Source organism: Aeromicrobium duanguangcaii (assembly GCF_024508295.1).
Taxonomy (GTDB): Bacteria; Actinomycetota; Actinomycetes; order Propionibacteriales; family Nocardioidaceae; genus Aeromicrobium; species Aeromicrobium duanguangcaii.
This window is the reverse complement of the sequence record NZ_CP101990.1, coordinates 1,935,625-1,956,207: the sequence shown is the minus strand read 5'-3', so window position 1 is coordinate 1,956,207 and position 20,583 is coordinate 1,935,625. Positions and strand designations below refer to the sequence as shown.

The window sequence follows — 20,583 nt, the reverse complement described above, 5'->3', positions numbered from 1 at the left end:
GCGGTCATCCCCTCGGGGGTGGCCGCCCGTTCCTCACTGCACCACCCTCACAACTGAACAAGAATCACCCACGACGAGGCCGGCGATTGCTCGGTCCTCGGTAGTGGCCCTCGGAGCCCCACGGGCGGCCGCGGGCCTCGATCGAAGACCGGCCCGGCCCGGGTCCGAATGCGGACCGCGCCGGCGCAGCCGCCTCGTCCCGAAACCGCAGGGCGAAACCCTGCAGAAGGGACTTCCATGTCCGACATCACCACCGTAGAGACCGTCCTCGACAACGGCCGTTTCGGCACCCGCACGGTGCGTTTCGAGACCGGCCTGCTGGCCCAGCAGGCCGCCGGCTCCGTCGCCGCCTACCTCGACGACGACACCATGCTGCTCTCGGCCACCACGGCCGGCAAGCACCCCAAGGACCACTTCGACTTCTTCCCGCTGACGGTCGACGTCGAGGAGCGCATGTACGCCGCGGGTCGCATCCCGGGGTCGTTCTTCCGTCGTGAGGGCCGTCCCAGCGAGGACGCCATCCTCACCTGCCGCCTGATCGACCGCCCGCTGCGCCCGACCTTCAAGAAGGGTCTGCGCAACGAGGTCCAGGTCGTCATCACGGTCCTGGCGCTCAACCCCGACACCCCGTACGACGTGCTGGCGATCAACGCCGCCTCGGCGTCCACGCAGATCTCGGGCCTGCCGTTCAGCGGCCCCATCGGCGCCACCCGCGTCGCGCTCATCGACGGCCAGTGGGTCGCGTTCCCGACGCACAGCCAGCTCGAGGAGGCCGTGTTCGACATGGTCGTCGCGGGCCGGGTCGCCGGTGACGACGTCGCGATCATGATGGTCGAGGCCGAGTCCACCGAGAACACCTGGGAGCTCGTCCAGAGCGGCGTCCAGGCGCCCACCGAGGAGATCGTCGCCGGTGGCCTCGAGGCCGCCAAGGGCTTCATCCGCCAGCTGTGCGAGGCCCAGGCCGAGCTGGCCACGACGGCCGCCAAGCCCGTCCAGGACTTCCCGGTCTTCCTCGACTACGAGGACGACGCCTACGAGGCCGTCCGCGAGATCGCCTCGGCCGACCTGGCCGGCGCGCTCACGATCGTCCGCAAGGCCGACCGCGAGGAGCGCGAGTCCGAGATCAAGGCCAACGTCATCGAGCAGCTCGGTGAGCGCTTCGAGGGCCGCGAGAAGGAGCTCGGCGCCGCGCTGCGCTCGCTGACCAAGGAGCTCGTCCGCGAGCGCGTCCTGCGCGACAACGTCCGCATCGACGGCCGTGGTCTGGCCGACATCCGCGCCCTGTCCGCCGAGGTCGGCATCATTCCGCGCGTCCACGGCTCGGCGCTGTTCCAGCGTGGCGAGACCCAGATCCTGGGTGTCACGACGCTGAACATGCTCGACCTGGAGCAGAAGCTCGACACGCTCTCGCCCGAGACCACGCGTCGGTACATGCACAACTACAACTTCCCGCCGTTCTCCACCGGTGAGACCGGACGCGTGGGCTCGCCCAAGCGTCGCGAGATCGGTCACGGCGCCCTGGCCGGCCGGGCGCTGCTGCCCGTGCTGCCCTCGCGTGCGGAGTTCCCGTACGCGATCCGCCAGGTGTCCGAGGCGCTGAGCTCCAACGGCTCGACGTCGATGGGCTCGGTCTGCGCCTCGACCCTGGGCCTGCTGAACGCCGGTGTGCCGCTGCGCGCCCCGGTCGCCGGCATCGCGATGGGTCTCATCTCCGGTGTGGTCGACGGCGAGCAGAAGTTCGTCACGCTGACCGACATCCTCGGAGCCGAGGACGCCTACGGCGACATGGACTTCAAGGTCGCCGGAACGCGTGACTTCGTCACCGCCCTGCAGCTGGACACCAAGCTCAACGGCATCCCCGCCGACGTGCTGGCCGGTGCCCTGCAGCAGGCGCACGACGCCCGTCAGACGATCCTGGACGTGATGGCCGAGGCCATCAGCGAGCCCGACGAGATGAGCCCCTACGCTCCGCGGATCATCACGGTGAAGATCCCGGTCGACAAGATCGGCGAGCTCATCGGCCCGAAGGGCAAGATGATCAACCAGATCCAGGACGACACCGGCGCGAAGATCTCGATCGACGACGACGGCACCGTCTTCATCGGTGCCGAGCACGGCGACTCGGCCGAGGCCGCGCGGGCGGCGGTCAACGCGATCGCCAACCCGACGATGCCCGAGGTCGGCGAGCGCTACCTGGGCACCGTCGTCAAGACGGTCGACTTCGGCGCGTTCATCTCGCTGCTGCCGGGCAAGGACGGCCTGCTGCACATCAGCAAGCTGCGCGAGCTCAACGGTGGCCAGCGCGTCAACAACGTCGATGACGTCGTCAAGGTCGGTGACAAGATCCAGGTCGAGATCGCCGAGCTCGGCGACCGCGGCAAGCTGTCGCTGATCCCGGTCGTCGAGAAGACCGAGGACGCGGCCGTCGAGACGGCCGAGGAGTCCACCGAGGCCTGATCGATCCGCTCACGACGCAGCCCCGCACCGGTTCGGTGCGGGGCTGCGTCGTTCCCGGACGGACCGATGTGGGAGCGCTCCCAAAAATCTCTTGACGTGCGATGTGACGTGAGCCACACTCATGGGAGCGCTCCCATGTCGGGTGGGGGACTGACGGAAGGCATGACGTGAATCGCACACGACAGTTCGCCGCCACGCTCGCCACGGCGATCGCCTTGGGCGGCCTCGCCGCCTGCGGCGGGAGCGGATCGAGCGACGACGGGGACGACATCACCCTGCGGGTGAATCTCTTCGGCAAGTTCGGCTACGCCGAGGCATACAAGAAGTTCGAGGCTGACCACCCGGGCGTCACGATCGTCGAGACCGCCGAGGGCGACCTCGGCAAGTACAACACGAAGCTGACGCAGCAGATCGCCGCCGGCGGCGACGCCGGTGACGTGGTCGCCATCGAGGAGGGCCAGACCGTGGCCTTCCTGGCCGCCGCCAACAAGTTCGTCAACCTCCAGGACGAGGGTGGCAACGACGTCAAGGACCGCTGGCTCCCGTGGGTCTGGGACAAGGCCACGAGCGCCGACGGCAAGACGACGATCGGCTACGGGACGGACGTGGGCGGCCTGGCCATGTGCTACCGCCGCGACCTGTTCGAGAAGGCCGGGCTGCCGATCGACCGCGCCGAGGTGGCCAAGCTGTGGCCGACCTGGGACGCGTACATCGCCACCGGCAAGAAGTTCCAGCAGGGCACGAAGGACAAGAAGGTCGCGTTCGTCGACTCATCGACGAACACGTACAACTCCATCCTCATGCAGGAGGGGGACCACACCTACTTCGATCGTGACGACGAGCTCGTCTTCGACGACAACCCCGCGATCAAGTCGGCCTGGGACTACTCGGTCGAGATGACCGAGGCCGATCTGTCCGCCCAGCTCAAGGCCTTCAGCGACGAGTGGAACGCCGGCTTCAAGAACGGCTCCTTCGCCACGATCGCCTGCCCCGCCTGGATGACCGGCTACATCAAGGACCAGTCCGGTGAGGCAAACGCGGGCAAGTGGGACATCGCGACGGTGCCCGGAGGCGGCGGCAACTGGGGCGGCTCGTGGCTCGCCGTGCCGCAGACCAGCAAGCACCAGAAGATGGCGCTCGAGCTGATCGACTACCTCAGCGACGAGGAGGGCCAGATGCTCGCCTTCGAGGCCGAGGGTCGCCTGCCGTCCCTGCCGGCACTGTACGACCAGGCCGCGCTGAAGGACGCCAAGAACGTCTACTTCAACGACGCTCCGATCGGCCAGCTGTTCGCCGCCGGCGCCGCGGGCCTGGAGCCGGTCTACCTCGGCACCAAGAACGTTCCCGTCCGTGACGCGGTGGAGAACGCGCTGCGCAGTGTCGAGAACGGTGAGGTCCCGCCCGCGAGGGGCTGGGACGACGCGAAGGCAGCGGCCACGAAGGCCGCCCGCTGACGCACCGCTGACGCGGCCGGTGTCCGCGCGTTCCTCCAAGACGCGGACACCGGCTGCCCACGTTCGGACCCCCAGATCGGAGAGGATCTCGTCATGGCACGCACACGGCTCGCTCGCCAACAGGGCGCCGGCCTCGCGTTCGTCTCGCCGTACTTCCTCGTCTTCGCGGTGTTCGGCCTCTTCCCGCTCGTCTACACCGCCTGGGTCTCGATGCACGAGTGGACCCTGCTCGCGGGCAAGGTCGAGTTCATCGGACTGGAGAACTATCGCGAGCTGATGGTCGACAGCGCCTTCTGGCGCGCGATGGTGAACACCTTCGGCATCTTCGTGCTGGCCACCGTGCCCCAGCTGGTGGTGGCCACCGTGCTGGCCCAGATGCTGAACACGCGACTGCGCTCGCGCACCTTCTGGCGGATGGGCGTCCTGTTGCCGAACGTGGCCTCGGTCGCCGCCGTCGGCATCATCTTCGGGATGATCTTCGCCCGCGACTACGGCATCGCGAACTGGCTGCTGGGACAGATCGGTCTCGACGCCATCGACTGGCGGGCCCACCGCTGGTCCTCGTGGCTCGCGATCGCGACGATGGTCGACTGGCGATGGACCGGCTACAACGCGCTGATCCTGCTGGCCGCGCTGCAGTCGGTGCCCAAGGAGCTCTACGAGGCGGCGAAGATCGACGGCGCCTCGGCCTGGCGGCAGTTCTGGTCCATCACGGTGCCGATGCTGCGCCCCACCCTGATCTTCGTGACGATCGTCGCCACGATCGGCGGCATCCAGCTCTTCACCGAGCCGCTGCTCTTCAACCCCGGCGCGAACGCGATCTCGGGCGGCAACCGCGGGCAGTTCCAGACGGTCGCCATGTACCTGGTCCAGGAGGCCTTCACCGGGCAGCGGTTCGGCTACGCCTCCACGATCGCCTGGGTCCTCTTCCTCGTCATCGCCCTCGTGGCGGCCATCAACCTGCTGCTCCTGCGGCGCATCCGATCGGCGGACTGACATGAGCCTTCGCACCCAGACCGGTGGCGCGGCCGACCGGCGTGACGTCGTCGCGCCGCGCGCCGTCGACGAGCTCGCCGGGTCGGACCGGGGGAGCGGCCCTCGCCGCCGCTCGAAGGTCACCGGCGCCTCCCCTCTGATGTACGTCGCGCTGACGTTCGTCGTCCTGCTCTCGGCGGCGCCGCTGTACTTCATGCTGGTCATGGCCTCGCGCGCCAACAGCGACATCCTGGGCATTCCGCCGCCGCTGCTGCCCGGCGATCAGCTCGCCTCGAACATCGACCGCGTCTTCGCCAACGCCGACGTGCAGTTCGGCAGGGCGCTGCTGAACTCGCTCCTCGTGGCGGGAACCGCGACGGTCGCCGTGGTCGTCAGCTCAGCGCTGGCCGGCTTCGCCTTCGCGAAGCTGAAGTTCCGCGGCAGCAACGTGCTGCTGATCGTCGTCGTCGCGACGATGATGGTGCCGGTCCAGCTCGGGCTGATCCCGCTCTACATGCTGATGACGAAGATCGGCCTGGCCGGCGGCCTCGCCTCGGTGACCCTGCCGTTCCTGGTCAGCGGCTTCGGCGTCTTCTTCATGCGCCAGTACGCGCTGCAGGCCATCCCGGACGAGCTGATAGAGGCCGCGCGGGTCGACGGGGCGTCGACGCTGCGGATCTTCTGGTCGATCGTCTTCCCGGCGCTGCGGCCCGCGGCGGCGGTGCTCGGACTGCTGACGTTCATGGAGCGCTGGAACGACTTCCTGTGGCCGTACATCGCCCTGGACTTCAACCATCCGACGGTGCAGGTCGCGCTCTCGCGGCTGTCCGGCGGCTACTACACCGACCAGGCGCTGGTCATGGCGGGAACGCTCATGGGCACCCTGCCGCTCGTCGTGGTGTTCATCCTCTTCGGCCGCCAGATCGTGGGCGGCATCATGGAAGGCGGCCTCAAGTCATGACCGGTCTCAGCGAGCGTTTCGACCCCGGGTTCCTGTGGGGCGTGGCCACGTCGGCCTACCAGATCGAGGGGGCGACGAAGGAGGACGGACGCGGTCCGTCGATCTGGGACACCTTCGCGGCACGCCCCGGCATGACGCGTCGAGGCGAGAACGGCGAGGTCGCGGTCGATCACTACCACCGCTGGCCGGAGGACGTCTCCCTCGTCAAGGACCTCGGCCTGGACGCCTACCGGTTCTCGGTCGCGTGGCCCCGGATCCAACCGGAGGGACGCGGCCGAGTCGAGCCCCGCGGACTGGCCTTCTACGACCGACTCGTCGACGGACTGCTGGAGGCCGGCGTCGAGCCGTGGCCCACGCTGTTCCACTGGGACCTGCCGCAGGCGCTCGAGGACGCGGGCGGCTGGCCCGTGCGCGACACCGCCGAGCGGTTCGCCGACTACGCCCAGATCGTCGCCGAGGCGCTGGGCGACCGCGTGCGGCACTGGACCACGCTCAACGAGCCGTGGTGCGCCGCGTTCCTGGGCTACGGCGCGGGCATCCACGCTCCGGGCCGCACCGAGCCGGCCGCTGCGCTGGCGGCGTCCCACCACCTCAACCTGGCTCACGGCCTGGCCGTGCCCCGGCTGCGCGAGGGGCGTCCCGAGGCGCAGGTCGGCGTGACCGTGAACCTCTACGCGGTGTCCCCGGGCGACGACACGGGGCGTCACGACGACGCGGCACGTCGCATCGACGGGCTGATGAACCGCTGGTTCCTCGACCCGCTGCTGCTCGGGCGCTATCCGCAGGACGTCCTCGACGACGTCGCCGGCGTCGGCGGCACGGACGTCATCCTCGACGAGGATCTCGCGACCGTCGCGGCGCCGTTGGACTTCCTGGGCATCAACTACTACTCGCGCCATGTCGTCGCGGCCAGCCCGTGGCCCGGCGCCTCCGAGGTCGGCTTCGTGACGACCGACCGGCCCAAGACGGCCTCCGGCTGGGACATCGACCCGGGCGGACTGGCCGAGGTGCTGGACCAGGTGCGCCGTGACTATCCGCCGATCCCGATCTACATCACCGAGAACGGCGCGGCCTTCGACGACGACGTCCTCTCGGCCGAGGGAACCATCGACGACCGGGACCGGATCGACTTCATCGACGGCCACCTGCGGGCCCTGGCCGACGCGCGGGACTCCGGGATGGACATCCGGGGGTACTTCGCGTGGTCCCTGCTCGACAACTTCGAGTGGGCCGAGGGGTACGACAAGCGCTTCGGCATCGTGCACGTGGACTTCGAGACACTGGTGCGCACGCCCAAGGCCAGCGCGCTCTGGTTCGCCGAGCTCGCGCGGTCGAGCAGCACGAAGGGAAGCTCATGACGGAGATTCGCCAGCCCACGCTGGAGGAGGTGGCCCGGCTCGCCGGAGTCGGCCGCGGCACGGCGTCGCGGGTCGTCAACGGCTCGGACCACGTCTCGCCGCGCACCCGTGAGGCGGTCGAGCAGGCCGTGCGCGAGCTGGGCTACGTGCCCAACCAGGCGGCGCGCTCGCTCAAGACCCGCCGCACCGACACCGTCGCCCTCGTCATCGCCGAGGACGAGGAGCGCGTCTTCGCCGAGCCGTTCTTCGCCGGTCTGGTCCGCGGCATCTCGCGGGCCGTCGACGAGACGTCGCGCCGGCTGGTGCTGTCGATGGTCCCGGACGAGTCGCACCTGTCCCGGCTCGGCCAGTTCCTGACGCCGCAGCACGTCGACGGCGTCATGGTCGTCTCGCTGCACGACGCGCTCAGCCTGCCCCAGGGGCCCGACCTTCCCGTCGTCTACGTGGGCCGGCCGAACGACCCGCGCGCCTGCTTCGTCGACGTCGACAACCTCGGTGGCGCACGGCGGGCCGTCGACCACCTCGCCGAGCGTGGTCGTCGTCGGATCGCCTGCATCACCGGCCCGCAGGACATGGCGTCCGGCCGCGACCGCCTGGCCGGCTACCTCGAGGCCCTGGACGCCGCCGGCCTGGCGTTCGACCCTCAGCTGGTCGAGACCGGGGACTTCAGCGAGGCCAGTGGCGCGAACGGCGCCGCGGCCCTGCTCGACCGGCGTCCCGACCTCGACGCGATCTTCGCCGCGAACGACGTGATGGCCCTCGGCGCCCTGCGCGAGCTCACGCGCCGCGGCCTCGACGTCCCGCAGGACGTCGCCCTGGTCGGCTTCGACGGATCGGCGGCGGCGGCCGCGTCCACGCCCGCCCTGACCACGGTCCACCAGCCCCTGGCCGAGCTCGGCGCGACGCTCGTCGACGTGCTCGCGCGCCGGATCGAGGATCCGGACGCCGAGCCGACCTCGGTCATCTTGTCCACCGAACTGCAATGTGGGGAGTCGTCATGAGTGCTGTGGTCTTCGAGGGAGCGACCCGGGTCTACCCGGGCCAGGAGCGACCGGCGGTCGATCACATCGACCTCGAGGTCGTGGACGGGGAGTTCCTCGTCCTCGTCGGGCCGTCGGGCTGCGGCAAGTCCACGACGTTGCGGATGCTGGCCGGGCTGGAGGACGTCGACGACGGGAGCATCCACATCGGCGACCGAGACGTCACGCGGATGCCGCCGAAGGATCGGGACATCGCGATGGTGTTCCAGAACTACGCGCTCTACCCGCACATGACCGTCGGCGAGAACATGGGCTTCGCCCTGCGGATCGCGAAGGTGTCCAAGGCGGACATCAAGCAGCGCGTGGCGGAGGCAGCCGATCTGCTGGGCCTGACCGAGTTCCTCGATCGCAAGCCCAAGGCGCTCTCGGGCGGTCAGCGCCAGCGGGTCGCCATGGGGCGGGCGATCGTCCGCTCGCCACGGGTCTTCTGCATGGACGAGCCGCTGTCGAACCTCGACGCCAAGCTGCGGGTCCAGACCCGCACCCAGGTCGCGGCGCTGCAGCGGCGGTTGGGGACCACGACGGTCTACGTCACGCACGACCAGGTCGAGGCCATGACCATGGGTGACCGCGTCGCGGTGCTCAAGGACGGCGTCCTGCAGCAGGTGGCCGCGCCGCGCGAGCTCTACGACCGGCCGGTGAACCTGTTCGTCGCCGGCTTCATGGGCTCGCCGGCGATGAACCTGCTCGAGCTGCCCGTGATCGACGGCGGCGTCGCGTTCGGCACGACCGTGCTTCCGGTGCCGCGATCGGCGCTGCTCGAGGCGAGCGGCTCGACGGTGGTGGTGGGCGTGCGCCCCGAGAACCTGGAGCCGTCCGAGGAAGGGCTCCCGATCACGGTCGACGTCGTCGAGGAGCTGGGCTCGGACGCGTACCTCTACGGCCGCGCCGACGGCGTCACGACGCCGGTGGTGTCGCGCGCCGACTGGCGCCGGCCCCCGGTCAAGGGCACGTCCACGCACCTGGCCGTGATCGACCCCGACGCGGTCCACCACTTCGACCCCGTCAGCGGCGAGCGACTGGGTCGATAGCATCGGACGCATGACACGCGTGGCGGTGCTGGGTGCGAAGGGCCGGATGGGTTCGACCTCCGCGGAGGCGATCGAGGCGGCGGACGGGCTCGAGCTCGTCGCGCGGATCGACGTGGGGGACGACCTGTCCACCGCTGAGGAGGCGGGCGCCGAGGCGGCGCTGGTGTTCACCACGCCGGACGTCGCCTTCGACCAGGCTCGCTGGTGCCTCGAGCGGGGCATCCACGTCGTGATCGGCACCTCGGGCTTCGGTGACGACAAGGTCGCCCAGCTGCGCGAGATCGTCGCCGCCCACGACGGCGTCGGCGCGATCGTCGTGCCCAACTTCTCGATCGGCGCCGTGCTGATGATGCGGTTCGCCGCCGTGGCGGCGCCGTTCTTCGAGTCCGTCGAGGTCATCGAGATGCATCACCCGGACAAGGTCGACGCGCCCTCGGGCACCGCCGTCCGCACCGCCGAGGTCATCGCCGAGGCGCGGCGTGAGGCTGGCTCCGCCGAGCTGCCCGACGCCACCACGACCGACCCGGACGGCGCCCGTGGCGCGAAGGTCTCGGGCATCCCCGTGCACGCCGTGCGCGCTCGTGGGTTCATCGCCTCACAGGAGGTCGTGCTGGGCGATCCGGGCGAGATCTTCAGCATCCGGCACGACTCGTCCAGTCGGGAGTCGTTCATGCCCGGCGTCGTCGCGGCGCTGCGGTGGATCCCCGCCCACCCCGGGGTGACCGTCGGCCTCGACGAGGTCCTGGGCCTGGACTGAGGCTCAGCCGCCGAGGGCGCGGACCAGCGCCGCGGTCGCGGCCGCGGCGATGAGCATCGGCAGGAACGGCACCTTGCGCCACAGCAGGACGGCCGCGACGACCAGTCCGGCCAGCCGGGCGTCCACGACCACGCGCGACCCGTCCGTGAAGCCCTGGACGACCACCAGGGCGGCCAGCAGGCCCACCGGGATGAAGGCGGCCGCCCGGACGGTCAGCGGGTGCTCCAGCACCCGCTCCGGGACGGACAGGCCGAGCAGCTTGAGGCCGTAGCAGCCGATGGCGACCATCAGCACGCCCCACCAGAGCTCACTCATCGTCGCTCCTCGGTGTCGAGGGGACGAAGCGCAGGCCCACGAGCACCGCGACGATGCCGCCGATGATGATGGGCGCTCCGGCCGGGGTGAGCGGGACGAGTCCGAGGGCCACCGCGGCCGCCAGCAGCGCGAGCAGTCGCGACGCCGGCGAGTCCAGTCGCGGCCACAGCAGACCCAGGAAGGCGGCCGCCACGGCGGCGTCCAGGCCGATCGTGCGGGGATCGCCGATCCGCTCGCCGGCGAGCGCCCCCAGGAGGGTCGTCAGGTTCCAGATCGCGAAGATGGTCAGCCCGGTCCAGTAGAAGCCGAGCCGCGCCTGGCGCGGGTCGGCCCGCACGACCGACATCGCCGTCGACTCGTCGATCACGACGTGCGCCGTCGCCCACCGGCGCAGGCCCCTGACCTTGAGGACCGGCGCCAGGGTGATGCCGTAGAACGTGTTGCGGACGCCGAGCAGGACGGCCGTCAGGGCGCCCGTCGCGGGAGCGCCGCCCGCCGCGACGACGCCGAGGAACGCGAACTGCGACGCGCCCGTGAACGCGAGCAGCGACAGCGCGCACGCCTGCAGCACCGAGAGGCCGCTGGTGGTGGCCAGCGCCCCGAAGCTGACGCCGTACAGCCCGACTCCCACACCCACCCCGAGGGAGTCCGCGATGACGGTCCGGTCGCTGGTGGGCTCGCTCACGTCAATGCGGTGTGGAGGCGAATCTGCTTGACCGGCCCGTTCGCCCCGGCGAACTCGCGGTGGGCGCCGTCGGGCTCCCAGCCGGACTCCTTCAGCCAGGCGCGGAGCCCGTCGTCGGCGGGGGAGACCCACCACACGGCCCGCTCGAAGCTGTCGGCGCGGGCGGTGTCGACGCAGGCGTGCAGCAGGCGCGACCCGTGACCCAGGCTCCGGTGGTCGGCGTCGACGACGAACTCGCCGATCTCGGCGTCTCGGACCTGGTCGGCGTCCGGGTCGTGGCACGGGTGGACCAGCGCGAAGCCGCGCAGGGTGGCGCGCTCGAGGGCCACCAGGGTGCGCATCCGGGCATCACGCGGCGCGCTGATCAGCTGGGTCCAGCGGGCCGCCATCACCGACTCGTCGAGCGCCTCGAGCTCGGCCGGGTCCACGTCGTCGCCGTAGCTGCGCAGCCAGTGCGCGCGCTGCACCGCGGCGATCGGGGCGCCGTCGTCGGGCCAGGCCAGCCGGACGGAGACGTCGGCGCTCATCGGCCGAAGGCCTGACGCAGGCCGGAGTCGGCGCCGTGGCGCTCCAGGGCGTCGGCGAACCGATCGACGTTGCGCCGCGTGGGCCACGTCCCGAACGCCAGGGCGGCGAGCGCGGGCACGACGGCCGCGGCCATGACGAGTCCGCCGATGAGGCCGCTCACGCCGAGCACCGCGCACACGACCAGCGGGATCTCGAGGACCATGAAGGCCCGGGCGATGTGCGAGGCCAGCCGTCGCATCGCGGTCTGGTTCGGCGTGGGATCGTCGGCGGGCAGGCTCTGCGGCTCGGACCACCAGCGCGAGACCACGGCGCCGGCGACGAACACCAGCGCGAGCAGCGCCAGCGCGGCCCACCAGCGGGCTCCCGGCTCGCCGTCACGGCCGAACGCCAGGACGACAAAGACCGCGAAGACGACGGTGACCGCGAGCTGGAGGGCGACGAATCGCTTCACGTCCGTGGGGGTGGGGGCCGTGGGTTCCGTCACGCCGGTCAGTATCTCACGTCACTGCCCGTCGCCGTTCGCCCGCGTTGCTAGTCTGCGGACATGCAGGCCTACCTCGATCTCGTCCGCCGCATCCTCGACGAGGGGGTCGCCAAGGGCGACCGCACGGGCACCGGAACGCGCAGCGTCTTCGGGCACCAGATGCGGTTCGACCTGGCCGAGGGCTTCCCGGTCGTCACGACCAAGAAGGTCCACCTCAAGAGCGTCGTCGCCGAGCTGCTGTGGTTCATCGCCGGCGACACCAACACGCAGTACCTGCGCGACAACGGCGTCACGATCTGGGACGAGTGGGCCGACGACAACGGCGACCTCGGCCCCATCTACGGCTACCAGTGGCGCTCCTGGCCGACGCCCGGCGGCGAGCACATCGACCAGCTCCGCGGCGTCATCGAGGCGATCAAGGCCGACCCGAACTCCCGTCGTCACATCGTCAGCGCCTGGAACGTGGCCGACCTCGACGCGATGGCCCTGGCTCCGTGCCACGCGTTCTTCCAGTTCTACGTGGCGGACGGCAAGCTCAGCTGCCAGCTCTACCAGCGCTCCGCCGACGTGTTCCTGGGCGTGCCGTTCAACATCGCCTCCTACGCGCTGCTGACGCACATGGTCGCCCAGGTGACGGGCCTCGAGCCGGGAGAGTTCATCTGGACCGGCGGCGACTGCCACCTGTACGTCAACCACCTCGACCAGGCGCGCGAGCAGCTGACCCGCGACCCGCTCCCGCTGCCGACGCTGCGGCTCGACCCGGCGGTCACCGACATCGACGGGTTCACGCTCGACTCGATCTCGGTCGAGGACTACCGCTCCCATCCCGCCATCAAGGCGCCGATCGCCGTCTGATGGGCGTCACGATCGTGGTGGCCGTCGGCGAGAACGGGGTCATCGGCCGCGACGGCGGCATGCCCTGGCCCCGCACCGGTGACATGCGCCAGTTCAAGGAGATCACCTGGGGCCACCCCATGGTGATGGGCCGGGCCACGTACGAGGCCATCGGCCGTCCGCTGCCCGGACGCACCTCCATCGTGCTGACGCGGCGCGGCGACTGGGATCCGGGCGATCCCGCGGTGATCGTGGCGGCCGACCTCGACACGGCGCTGACGCGGGCCGCCGAGATCGACGAGCGGGTCTTCCTCGTCGGCGGCGCGACGGTCTACGACGAGGCGCTCGAGCGCGGCCTCGTCGACGAGCTGGTGGTCACCCACGTCCCCCTCAGCCCCGAGGGCGACGCCTTTTTCGGTCCGGTCGATCCCGAGGTCTGGCGCGAGACGGAGCGCGAGGCCCACGCCGGCACACCCGACTACGAGATCGCCACGTACGTGCGCCGCTGACCCTTGTCCTGCCCGGTGTCCCGGGCCGACACTGTCGGGACAGGACAGGAGTGACCCATGGCACACGGCGACATCACCCACATCGACATCCCGACCTCCGACCACCGACGGGCCCAGGACTTCTACGGCGCCCTCTTCGGCTGGAAGTTCGTGGAGCATCCCGGCTTCGAGGGCTATCCCATGTGGCAGGCCCCGAACGAGATCAGCGGCGGCGGCTTCGCGCCCCGGTCACCCGGGTTCACGCAGCCGCGCTCGTACGTCGAGGTGGACTCCATCGACGACACCCTGGCCACGGCACGCGACCGCGGCGCGCGGGTCGTGATGGAGCGTCAGTCCATCTCCGACACCAGTTGGTGGGCCGTGATCGAGGACCCCGACGGCAACGTGGTCGGGCTCTACGAGGGCGTCACCGACGTCTCGGACTGACGCTCAGAGCAGGATCGCGAGCTGGCGCGACTGGGCCACCAGTCGCCCCTGCTCGTCCCACAGCTCGCCGTCCTCCTCGTGGAAGCCGTCGGCGATGTGGCGGGTGGTGAAGCGGGACGCGACCCACGTGCCGGGCTCGGGCAGCCGGTGGAAGTGGACCGTCAGCTGCACCGTCATGGAGACGAGCCGGCCCAGCTCCAGGACCGGCGGGGGAGAGGTGTCGGTCAGCAGCGCCACGGCGGGCCAGTCGATGGCAGTCCCGCCGTCGAGTCGCTGCCACAGCTCGGCGGTGGGGTCGCCGGACGGCTTGCCGTCGGCCCAGCCGGGGGTGACGGGCATGCGGAACTCGACCCGCCCGAAGAGGCCGTCGGTGGGCAGGCCCAGGTCGCGGGGATCGGGCAGTCCGTCCGGGGAGGGCAGCTGCGGCGGCGTGCCGAGCTCCTGGGTGAGTCCGTGGTGGTCCGCGGCGAAGCTGGCGGTCATGCGGGCCAGCGGCTTGTCGCCGTGCGCGAGGTCGACCTCGACGGTCTGGACCCGGCGCCCCATCTTCACCGGCGTCACGGTCAGCGTGGCGGTGGTCCCGGGCTCGGGAGACGCGAAGTAGGTGATCGAGGCGACGACGGGACGGCCCACGTCGGTGGTGTCCATCGCGGTGCGGAGCATCGACGCCAGCACCCAACCGCCGTTCGGCTTGCCCAGGGGAGTGTTCCAGCGATCGGTCACCGCCAGGCTCAACGTGCCGTCGTCGGCGCGGGTCGCGGTGATGTCCTGTGGATAGTGGTCGGTCACCGGCTCATCCTGCCCGAAGGCCTCGCCGCGGTGACGGTAACCTCGGTACATGACGTCTCCGCTCGCCACCGAGGCCGCGCCGTTCGGCCGTCTCCTCACCGCGATGGCCACTCCGTTCACTCCTGACGGTGAGCTCGACCTCGACGCCGCCGCGGCGTTGGCGCAGCACCTGGTCGAGAGCGGCAGCGACGGCATCGTCGTCAGCGGCACCACCGGCGAGTCGCCCACCACGACCGGCGAGGAGGACGGCCGGCTGCTGGCCGCCGTGCTCGAGGCCGTCGGCGACCGCGCCACGATCGTGGCCGGCGTCGGCACGAACGACACGCGCCACACCGTCGAGCTGGCCGAGCAGGCCGTCCGCGTGGGCGCCCACGGCCTCCTGCTGGTCTCGCCGTACTACAGCAAGCCCCCGCAGGCCGGCATCCTCGCCAACATCGACGCGGTCGTGGCCGCGGCGGGTGACACGCCGATCATGCTCTATGACATCCTCGGCCGGACCGCGGTCGAGATCAGCGAGGCGACGTACGCCGAGCTGGAGTCGCGCCGGACCGTCGTCGCCGTCAAGGACGCCTCCGGCGACCTGGCGCGCGGCGCCCGCCTGCGCGCCAACTCGAGCCTGGCGCTGTACGCCGGCGACGACGCGCTGGCCCTGCCGTGGCTCGCGCTCGGCGCGGTCGGTGTCGTCAGCGTGGTCAGCCACGTCGCCGCCGGCCCCATCAAGGACCTCATCGCGGCGGTCGACGCCGGTGATCTGGTGCGTGCGCGCCAGATCGACAACGAACTTCTGCCCCTGATCGCAGCGATCATGGGCCAGACGCAGGGTGCGATCGCCGTCAAGGCGGCGCTCGTCGAACTCGGCGTCATCCCTCACGCGGGCGTGCGACTGCCGCTCACTCCCGCGACGGACGAACAAGTCCAGGTCATTCGAGCGGCACTCAAGGACGCTGATCTACTGGCATGAGCCATATGCACACCGAACTTCCGACCCCCGCACCTCTCGCGCCGGGCGCCATGCGCGTCGTCCCCTTGGGGGGACTGGGCGAGATCGGCCGCAACATGACCGTCTTCGAGTTCGACGGCAAGCTGCTGATCGTCGACTGCGGCGTGCTCTTCCCCGAGGAGCACCAGCCGGGCGTCGACCTGATCCTGCCCGACTTCGGTCCGATCCGGGACCGCCTCGACGACATCGTCGGCCTGGTCCTGACCCACGGTCACGAGGACCACATCGGCGGTGTCCCGTACCTGTTGCGCGAACGCGGGAACATCCCCGTCATCGGCTCCAAGCTGACGCTGGCGCTGCTCGCGCCGAAGCTCAAGGAGCACCGTCTGAAGGACGTGCCGATGCACGTCGTCAGCGAGAACGACGTCGAGTCCTTCGGCCCGTTCGAGTGCGAGTTCGTGGCCGTCAACCACTCCATCCCCGATGCCCTGGCCGTCGCCATCAAGACCGCCGCCGGCGTCGCCCTGCACACGGGCGACTTCAAGATGGACCAGCTGCCGCTCGACGGCCGCATCACCGACCTGCGCGCGTTCGCCCGCCTCGGTGAGGCCGGCGTCGACCTGTTCCTGACCGACTCCACCAACGCCGAGGTCCCCGGGTTCACGACGGCCGAGAAGTCGATCACCCCGGCCATCGACGCCGTCTTCGCCCGCAGCAAGAAGCGCATCATCGTGGCGTCCTTCGCGTCGCACATCCACCGCGTGCAGCAGGTGCTGGACGCCGCGGTCAAGCACAACCGCAAGGTCGCGTACGTGGGCCGGTCGATGGTCCGCAACATGCAGATCGCCCGCGAGCTGGGCTACCTCAACGTGCCCGACGGCGTCGTGGTCGACAAGATCGATGCCGCTCCGCCGGAGCAGATGGTGCTCATGTCCACCGGCTCGCAGGGCGAGCCGATGGCGGCCCTGTCGCGCATCGCGAACCGCACGCACCCGCAGGTGCACCTCGAGCCCGGTGACACCGTGCTGCTCGCGTCGTCGCTGATCCCGGGCAACGAGAACGCGATCTACCGCGTGATCGACGGCCTGACGAAGCTGGGTGCGAACGTCGTCCACAAGGGCAACGCGTTGGTGCACGTGTCCGGTCACGCCTCGGCCGGCGAGCTGCTCTACTGCTACAACATCGTCCAGCCGTCGAACGTCATGCCCGTGCACGGCGAGATCCGCCACCTGCACTCCAACGCGTCGCTGGCCCGCCAGACCGGCGTGCCGAACACGATCATCGCCGAGGACGGCTACGCGGTCGACCTGGTCGACGGCCACGCCAGCATCGTCGGCGCGTACGACGTGGGCTACGTCTACGTCGACGGGTCCTCGATCGGCGACGTCACCGACTCCGACCTCAAGGACCGCCGCACGCTGGCGGCCGAGGGCTTCATCTCGGTCATCGCCGTCATCGACTCGGCCACCGGCAAGATCGTCAGCGGGCCCGAGATCCACGCCCGCGGCCTGGCCGAGGACGACGCGGTGTTCGACGCGATCCACCCGAAGGTCGTCTCCGCTCTCGAGGAGGCGCTCGCGGACGGGGCCCGGGACACCGACGCCCTGCAGCAGGTCATGCGTCGCGTCGTCGGCTCGTTCGCGGGTCGTCGTCTGCGTCGCCGGCCGCTGATCATCCCGATCGTGCTGGAGGCCTGACCTCTCAGGTCACTCGTTACCCAACCTCGCAAGGGTTGTAACCCGGGGGAAACAGAGTCTGCCCAGTGTGGGAGGCGTGAGAACTCGGATCATCGTGTGCGGCCATGGGACGACGTCGCACACGGGGCGGTCCGCGATCGCCTCACTGGTCAACGCCGTACGTCGGCACGCCGGGGGACCCGAGGTCGTCGACGCCTTCTTCGACGTCCAACAGCCCTCGCTGGCGGATGTCGTGGCCGAGACCTCGGGGCCGCGCGTCATCGTCCCGCTCGTCCTGCACCACGACGTGGCGACGGCGCGCAGGCTCGAGGAGGTCGCCGGCGGCGACCCCCGGGTCCGCGTCGCGCCGGCGATGGGCCCGGACTGGGTGCTGGCCGAGATCGGGGTCCGACGCCTCATCGAGGCGGGCGCCCGTCCGGCCGACACGATCGTCATGGTGGCCCCGGAGGCCGACGGCCCCCGGGCGCTGGCCGACATCTCCAAGGCCGCGCGCCTGCTCAGCGCGGTGTGGGGCGGCCCGGTGCACGTGGGCGTGGTCGACGGTGTCGGCACGCCGGTCGAGGACGCGCTCGACGTCGCCCGGGCCCACAACCAGCGCGTCGTGGTGTCCATGTACGCGCTGGCCTCGGGCGAGGGCGCCTCGGCGATCGGGCTGCTGGGAGCCGACGTGGTCACCGCGCCGTTGCTGGGCGCCGGGGCGCCGGACGCGCGCCTCGTGACGCTGGCCCTCGAGCGCGCCGAGGTGCTGTCGTTCCCGGGAGAGGTGGGCTCCGCCACCCGATGACCGCCGCGCTGCGCGCGGCGTGGGACCGTGAGAACTCTCAGGTTCTGGTTTAGCCTTGGCAGCATGGCGACCCGAACGTCTTCCCCGCCGCGCAAGCGGCCGTCCGGCAGCCAGGCCCGCAAGAAGCCCGCGCCGCGCAAGCAACCTGCTCGCAAGAAGCCGGCGCCCCGGACGGGTCCTGGTCCGATCGCTGCTGCCCTGCGCGGGGTCATGCACGCCTCCACGGTCTTCTGGCTGGGACTGGCGGGCGTCGTCGGCGCCATCGCGCGCAGCATCGGGCACAGCGCCCGTGAGCTCGACGCCGAGCAGCGCCGCGACGGGGTCGGCCTCGCGCTGGTCTCGCTCGCGCTGGTGAGCGCCGCCTCGGTCTGGTGGGACATCCCCGGTGGCGTGGGCGCCGCCGTACGGCGCGTGACCACCGGCTCGGTCGGCGTCCTGGCGTGGGCCGTCCCGATCCTGCTCGCCGTGCTGGCCTGGCGGACGCTGCGCCATCCCGACCGCAACGGTCCGGCCGGTCGTCAGGCGATCGGCTGGAGCGCCATCGTCGGCGGCGTCCTGGGCCTGGTCCACCTCGCCCACGGCACGCCCCGTCCCAGCGATCCGGACATGGCCGACGCCGGGGGAGCGGTGGGCTTCCTGTTCTCCGCGATCCTGGTCGACCTGCTCAAGACCGGTTGGGTCGTCGCGCCGATCCTGGTGATCGTCGTCGTCTTCGGTGTCCTGGTCGTCACGGCGACCCCGCTGTACGCCGTCCCCACCCGCCTGCGCGCGGCGGCCGACACGATGCTCGGCCGTGACAAGAAGCCCGCCGAGCCCGAGCCCGCCGCCGAGCCCGTCAAGAAGCGCCACCCGCGCACGATGCCGGTCGTGGACGAGCCGTTCGAGAACCCGCTCGTCGACGGTCCGGACGACGACCGTCAGGTCCCGGTCAGCTTCACGCCGCCCGTCCCCGCGGTCTCCGAGCCCGAGCCGCAGCCCGAGCTCAAGCCGCTCGAGCCCTTGCCGGTCCGCGCCGAGCAGCTGGCCCTGTCCGGCGACGTCGTCTACACGCTGCCCGAGCCCAGCGCCCTCAAGGAGGGCACGCCGCCCAAGGCGCGCTCCGCGGCGTCCGACGAGGTCGTCGGCCGGCTCACCGAGGTGCTGGAGCAGTTCCAGATCGACGCGACGGTCACCGGCTACACCCGCGGTCCGACGGTCACGCGGTACGAAGTCGAGCTCGGCCCGGCCGTCAAGGTCGAGAAGGTCACCGCGCTCAGCAAGAACATCGCCTACGCCGTGGCTTCGAACGAGGTGCGGATCCTCTCGCCGATCCCGGGCAAGAGCGCGATCGGCGTCGAGATCCCCAACGTCGACAAGGAGATGGTCTCGCTCGGCGACGTGCTGCGCTCCAACAAGGCGCGCAGCGACCACCACCCGATGGTCATCGGCCTGGGCAAGGACGTCGAGGGCGGCTACGTCGTGGCGAACCTGGCGAAGATGCCGCACCTGCTGGTCGCGGGTGCGACCGGCTCCGGCAAGTCCAGCTTCGTGAACTCGATGATCTCGTCGATCCTCATGCGGTCCACGCCCGACGAGGTGCGGATGATCCTGGTCGACCCCAAGCGCGTCGAGCTGAACGCGTACGAGGGCATCCCGCACCTCATCACGCCGATCATCACCAACCCGAAGAAGGCCGCCGAGGCGCTGGCGTGGGTCGTGCGTGAGATGGACCTGCGCTACGACGACCTGGCGAACTTCGGCTTCCGGCACATCGACGACTTCAACAAGGCCGTCGCGTCCGGCAAGCTGCAGGCGCCTCCCGGCAGCGAGCGCGTGCTCACGCCCTACCCGTACCTGCTCGTGGTCGTCGACGAGCTCGCCGACCTGATGATGGTCGCCCCGCGCGACGTCGAGGACTCGATCGTCCGCATCACCCAGCTGGCGCGTGCGGCCGGCATCCACCTCGTGCTGGCGACGCAGCGACCCAGCGTGGACGTCGTCACCGGCCTGATCAAGGCCAACGTGCCCAGCCGCCTGGCCTTCGCGACCAGCTCGCTGGCCGACAGCCGCGTCATCCTCGACCAGCCCGGCGCCGAGAAGCTCGTGGGTCAGGGCGACGGCCTGTTCCTGCCGATGGGCGCGAACAAGACGATGCGCATGCAGGGGGCCTGGATCACCGAGGCCGAGATCGAGACGATCGTGAACCACTGCAAGGAGCAGTTGCAGCCGTCGTACCGCGAGGACGTCACCGTTCCGCAGCAGGCCAAGCGCGAGCTCGACGACGACATCGGCGACGACATGGACCTGGTGCTCCAAGCGGTCGAGCTCGTGGTCAACACGCAGTTCGGCTCGACCTCGATGCTGCAGCGCAAGCTGCGCGTGGGGTTCGCCAAGGCCGGCCGTCTGATGGACATCCTGGAGAGCCGCGGTGTGGTCGGACCGAGCGAGGGATCCAAGGCGCGCGACGTGCTCGTGAAGCCCGACGACCTTGCTGACGTGTTGGCCAGCATCCAGGTCGGCTGACCACTAGGCTCGGCGGACCAACCACTCATGTAAAACCACCGTGTTCGCCCTCTCGGG

Annotated in this window: 20 protein-coding genes; 15 read left to right on the top strand and 5 right to left on the bottom strand. The window is 70.6% G+C overall.

Annotation, left to right across the window (positions count from 1 at the left end; all coding sequences use genetic code 11):
• The first annotated feature begins 237 nt into the window (after positions 1-237).
• The 8 genes from NP095_RS09600 to dapB all read left to right on the top strand — a co-directional run bounded on the left by NP095_RS09600 (position 238) and on the right by dapB (position 10,033).
• Positions 238-2,457 carry a polyribonucleotide nucleotidyltransferase gene (locus NP095_RS09600; protein ID WP_249378410.1) on the top strand — a complete coding sequence of 740 codons (2,220 nt, stop codon included), beginning with the start codon at positions 238-240 and terminating at the stop codon, positions 2,455-2,457.
• A 167-nt stretch (positions 2,458-2,624) separates the two neighbouring features.
• Positions 2,625-3,911, top strand: a complete 1,287-nt coding sequence (locus tag NP095_RS09595) for an ABC transporter substrate-binding protein (RefSeq protein WP_256766028.1) — start codon at positions 2,625-2,627, stop codon at positions 3,909-3,911.
• 93 nt (positions 3,912-4,004) lie between these two features.
• Entirely contained in the window at positions 4,005-4,907 is a 903-nt protein-coding gene (locus NP095_RS09590; protein WP_256766027.1) for a carbohydrate ABC transporter permease, read from the top strand.
• A gap of 1 nt (position 4,908) precedes the next feature.
• The gene (locus tag NP095_RS09585) at positions 4,909-5,847 is read left to right on the top strand and encodes a carbohydrate ABC transporter permease (RefSeq protein WP_249378407.1); all 939 of its coding nucleotides are present in this window, start codon (positions 4,909-4,911) and stop codon (positions 5,845-5,847) included.
• Entirely contained in the window at positions 5,844-7,205 is a 1,362-nt protein-coding gene (locus NP095_RS09580) for a GH1 family beta-glucosidase (protein ID WP_256766026.1), read from the top strand. The genes NP095_RS09585 and NP095_RS09580 overlap by 4 nt, the downstream gene beginning before the upstream one ends.
• Positions 7,202-8,206, top strand: a complete 1,005-nt coding sequence (locus NP095_RS09575) for a LacI family DNA-binding transcriptional regulator (RefSeq protein WP_256766025.1) — start codon at positions 7,202-7,204, stop codon at positions 8,204-8,206. Before NP095_RS09580 ends, NP095_RS09575 begins: the two co-directional genes overlap by 4 nt.
• Positions 8,203-9,276 (top strand): ABC transporter ATP-binding protein, encoded by a 1,074-nt coding sequence (locus NP095_RS09570; protein ID WP_249378404.1) that lies wholly within the window; start codon positions 8,203-8,205, stop codon positions 9,274-9,276. Before NP095_RS09575 ends, NP095_RS09570 begins: the two co-directional genes overlap by 4 nt.
• A 10-nt stretch (positions 9,277-9,286) precedes the next feature.
• The gene (dapB, locus tag NP095_RS09565; RefSeq protein WP_256766024.1) at positions 9,287-10,033 is read left to right on the top strand and encodes a 4-hydroxy-tetrahydrodipicolinate reductase; all 747 of its coding nucleotides are present in this window, start codon (positions 9,287-9,289) and stop codon (positions 10,031-10,033) included.
• 3 nt (positions 10,034-10,036) lie between these two features.
• Here the strand turns inward: dapB and NP095_RS09560 are convergent, their stop codons facing one another.
• Genes NP095_RS09560 through NP095_RS09545 form a run of 4 tightly spaced genes read right to left on the bottom strand, consistent with a single transcriptional unit; the run spans position 10,037 to position 12,045 of the window.
• The gene (locus NP095_RS09560) at positions 10,037-10,348 is read right to left on the bottom strand and encodes an AzlD domain-containing protein (protein WP_256766023.1); all 312 of its coding nucleotides are present in this window, start codon (positions 10,346-10,348) and stop codon (positions 10,037-10,039) included.
• A complete protein-coding gene (locus tag NP095_RS09555) occupies positions 10,341-11,033 on the bottom strand; it encodes an AzlC family ABC transporter permease (protein WP_256766022.1) in 693 nt (230 codons plus the stop codon). Before NP095_RS09555 ends, NP095_RS09560 begins: the two co-directional genes overlap by 8 nt.
• Positions 11,030-11,560, bottom strand: a complete 531-nt coding sequence (locus NP095_RS09550) for a GNAT family N-acetyltransferase (protein ID WP_249378400.1) — start codon at positions 11,558-11,560, stop codon at positions 11,030-11,032. The genes NP095_RS09555 and NP095_RS09550 overlap by 4 nt, the downstream gene beginning before the upstream one ends.
• A complete protein-coding gene (locus NP095_RS09545) occupies positions 11,557-12,045 on the bottom strand; it encodes a hypothetical protein (protein WP_249378399.1) in 489 nt (162 codons plus the stop codon). The genes NP095_RS09550 and NP095_RS09545 overlap by 4 nt, the downstream gene beginning before the upstream one ends.
• Positions 12,046-12,105: 60 nt before the next feature.
• Here NP095_RS09545 and NP095_RS09540 point away from each other — a divergent pair, with 60 nt between their 5' ends.
• Genes NP095_RS09540 through NP095_RS09530 form a run of 3 tightly spaced genes read left to right on the top strand, consistent with a single transcriptional unit; the run spans position 12,106 to position 13,814 of the window.
• Positions 12,106-12,900, top strand: a complete 795-nt coding sequence (locus NP095_RS09540; RefSeq protein ID WP_249378398.1) for a thymidylate synthase — start codon at positions 12,106-12,108, stop codon at positions 12,898-12,900.
• Complete coding sequence (locus NP095_RS09535; RefSeq protein ID WP_256766021.1) at positions 12,900-13,388, top strand: dihydrofolate reductase; 489 nt, start codon at positions 12,900-12,902, stop codon at positions 13,386-13,388. The genes NP095_RS09540 and NP095_RS09535 overlap by 1 nt, the downstream gene beginning before the upstream one ends.
• 57 nt (positions 13,389-13,445) lie before the next feature.
• Positions 13,446-13,814, top strand: a complete 369-nt coding sequence (locus NP095_RS09530) for a VOC family protein (RefSeq protein WP_256766020.1) — start codon at positions 13,446-13,448, stop codon at positions 13,812-13,814.
• A gap of 3 nt (positions 13,815-13,817) precedes the next feature.
• On the opposite strand, the gene NP095_RS09525 is transcribed toward NP095_RS09530, so the two are convergent.
• Positions 13,818-14,603 carry a thioesterase family protein gene (locus tag NP095_RS09525; protein ID WP_256766019.1) on the bottom strand — a complete coding sequence of 262 codons (786 nt, stop codon included), beginning with the start codon at positions 14,601-14,603 and terminating at the stop codon, positions 13,818-13,820.
• Positions 14,604-14,652: 49 nt separating this feature from the next.
• On the opposite strand from NP095_RS09525, the gene dapA reads away from it, so the two are divergent.
• The 4 genes from dapA (at position 14,653) to NP095_RS09505 (ending at position 20,526) form a co-directional block, all read left to right on the top strand.
• Positions 14,653-15,564, top strand: a complete 912-nt coding sequence (dapA, locus tag NP095_RS09520; protein WP_256766018.1) for a 4-hydroxy-tetrahydrodipicolinate synthase — start codon at positions 14,653-14,655, stop codon at positions 15,562-15,564.
• A complete protein-coding gene (locus NP095_RS09515) occupies positions 15,561-17,240 on the top strand; it encodes a ribonuclease J (protein WP_306173255.1) in 1,680 nt (559 codons plus the stop codon). Before dapA ends, NP095_RS09515 begins: the two co-directional genes overlap by 4 nt.
• A gap of 76 nt (positions 17,241-17,316) precedes the next feature.
• Complete coding sequence (locus tag NP095_RS09510; protein WP_249378392.1) at positions 17,317-18,024, top strand: sirohydrochlorin chelatase; 708 nt, start codon at positions 17,317-17,319, stop codon at positions 18,022-18,024.
• Between the two features lie 63 nt (positions 18,025-18,087).
• Entirely contained in the window at positions 18,088-20,526 is a 2,439-nt protein-coding gene (locus tag NP095_RS09505) for an FtsK/SpoIIIE family DNA translocase (protein WP_249378391.1), read from the top strand.
• Positions 20,527-20,583 lie beyond the last annotated feature (57 nt).

What these genes read in the sequence shown, in the direction of transcription:
- NP095_RS09530 (WP_256766020.1), top strand. Translation starts at nt 13,446, where the DNA reads ATGGCACACGGCGACATCACCCACATCGACATCCCGACCTCCGACCAC.
- NP095_RS09590 (WP_256766027.1), top strand. Translation starts at nt 4,005, where the DNA reads ATGGCACGCACACGGCTCGCTCGCCAACAGGGCGCCGGCCTCGCGTTC.
- NP095_RS09505 (WP_249378391.1), top strand. Translation starts at nt 18,088, where the DNA reads ATGGCGACCCGAACGTCTTCCCCGCCGCGCAAGCGGCCGTCCGGCAGC.
- NP095_RS09515 (WP_306173255.1), top strand. Translation starts at nt 15,561, where the DNA reads ATGAGCCATATGCACACCGAACTTCCGACCCCCGCACCTCTCGCGCCG.
- dapB (WP_256766024.1), top strand. Translation starts at nt 9,287, where the DNA reads ATGACACGCGTGGCGGTGCTGGGTGCGAAGGGCCGGATGGGTTCGACC.
- NP095_RS09585 (WP_249378407.1), top strand. Translation starts at nt 4,909, where the DNA reads ATGAGCCTTCGCACCCAGACCGGTGGCGCGGCCGACCGGCGTGACGTC.
- NP095_RS09535 (WP_256766021.1), top strand. Translation starts at nt 12,900, where the DNA reads ATGGGCGTCACGATCGTGGTGGCCGTCGGCGAGAACGGGGTCATCGGC.
- NP095_RS09570 (WP_249378404.1), top strand. Translation starts at nt 8,203, where the DNA reads ATGAGTGCTGTGGTCTTCGAGGGAGCGACCCGGGTCTACCCGGGCCAG.
- NP095_RS09560 (WP_256766023.1), bottom strand. Translation starts at nt 10,348, where the DNA reads ATGAGTGAGCTCTGGTGGGGCGTGCTGATGGTCGCCATCGGCTGCTAC.
- dapA (WP_256766018.1), top strand. Translation starts at nt 14,653, where the DNA reads ATGACGTCTCCGCTCGCCACCGAGGCCGCGCCGTTCGGCCGTCTCCTC.
- NP095_RS09575 (WP_256766025.1), top strand. Translation starts at nt 7,202, where the DNA reads ATGACGGAGATTCGCCAGCCCACGCTGGAGGAGGTGGCCCGGCTCGCC.
- NP095_RS09550 (WP_249378400.1), bottom strand. Translation starts at nt 11,560, where the DNA reads ATGAGCGCCGACGTCTCCGTCCGGCTGGCCTGGCCCGACGACGGCGCC.
- NP095_RS09540 (WP_249378398.1), top strand. Translation starts at nt 12,106, where the DNA reads ATGCAGGCCTACCTCGATCTCGTCCGCCGCATCCTCGACGAGGGGGTC.
- NP095_RS09580 (WP_256766026.1), top strand. Translation starts at nt 5,844, where the DNA reads ATGACCGGTCTCAGCGAGCGTTTCGACCCCGGGTTCCTGTGGGGCGTG.
- NP095_RS09600 (WP_249378410.1), top strand. Translation starts at nt 238, where the DNA reads ATGTCCGACATCACCACCGTAGAGACCGTCCTCGACAACGGCCGTTTC.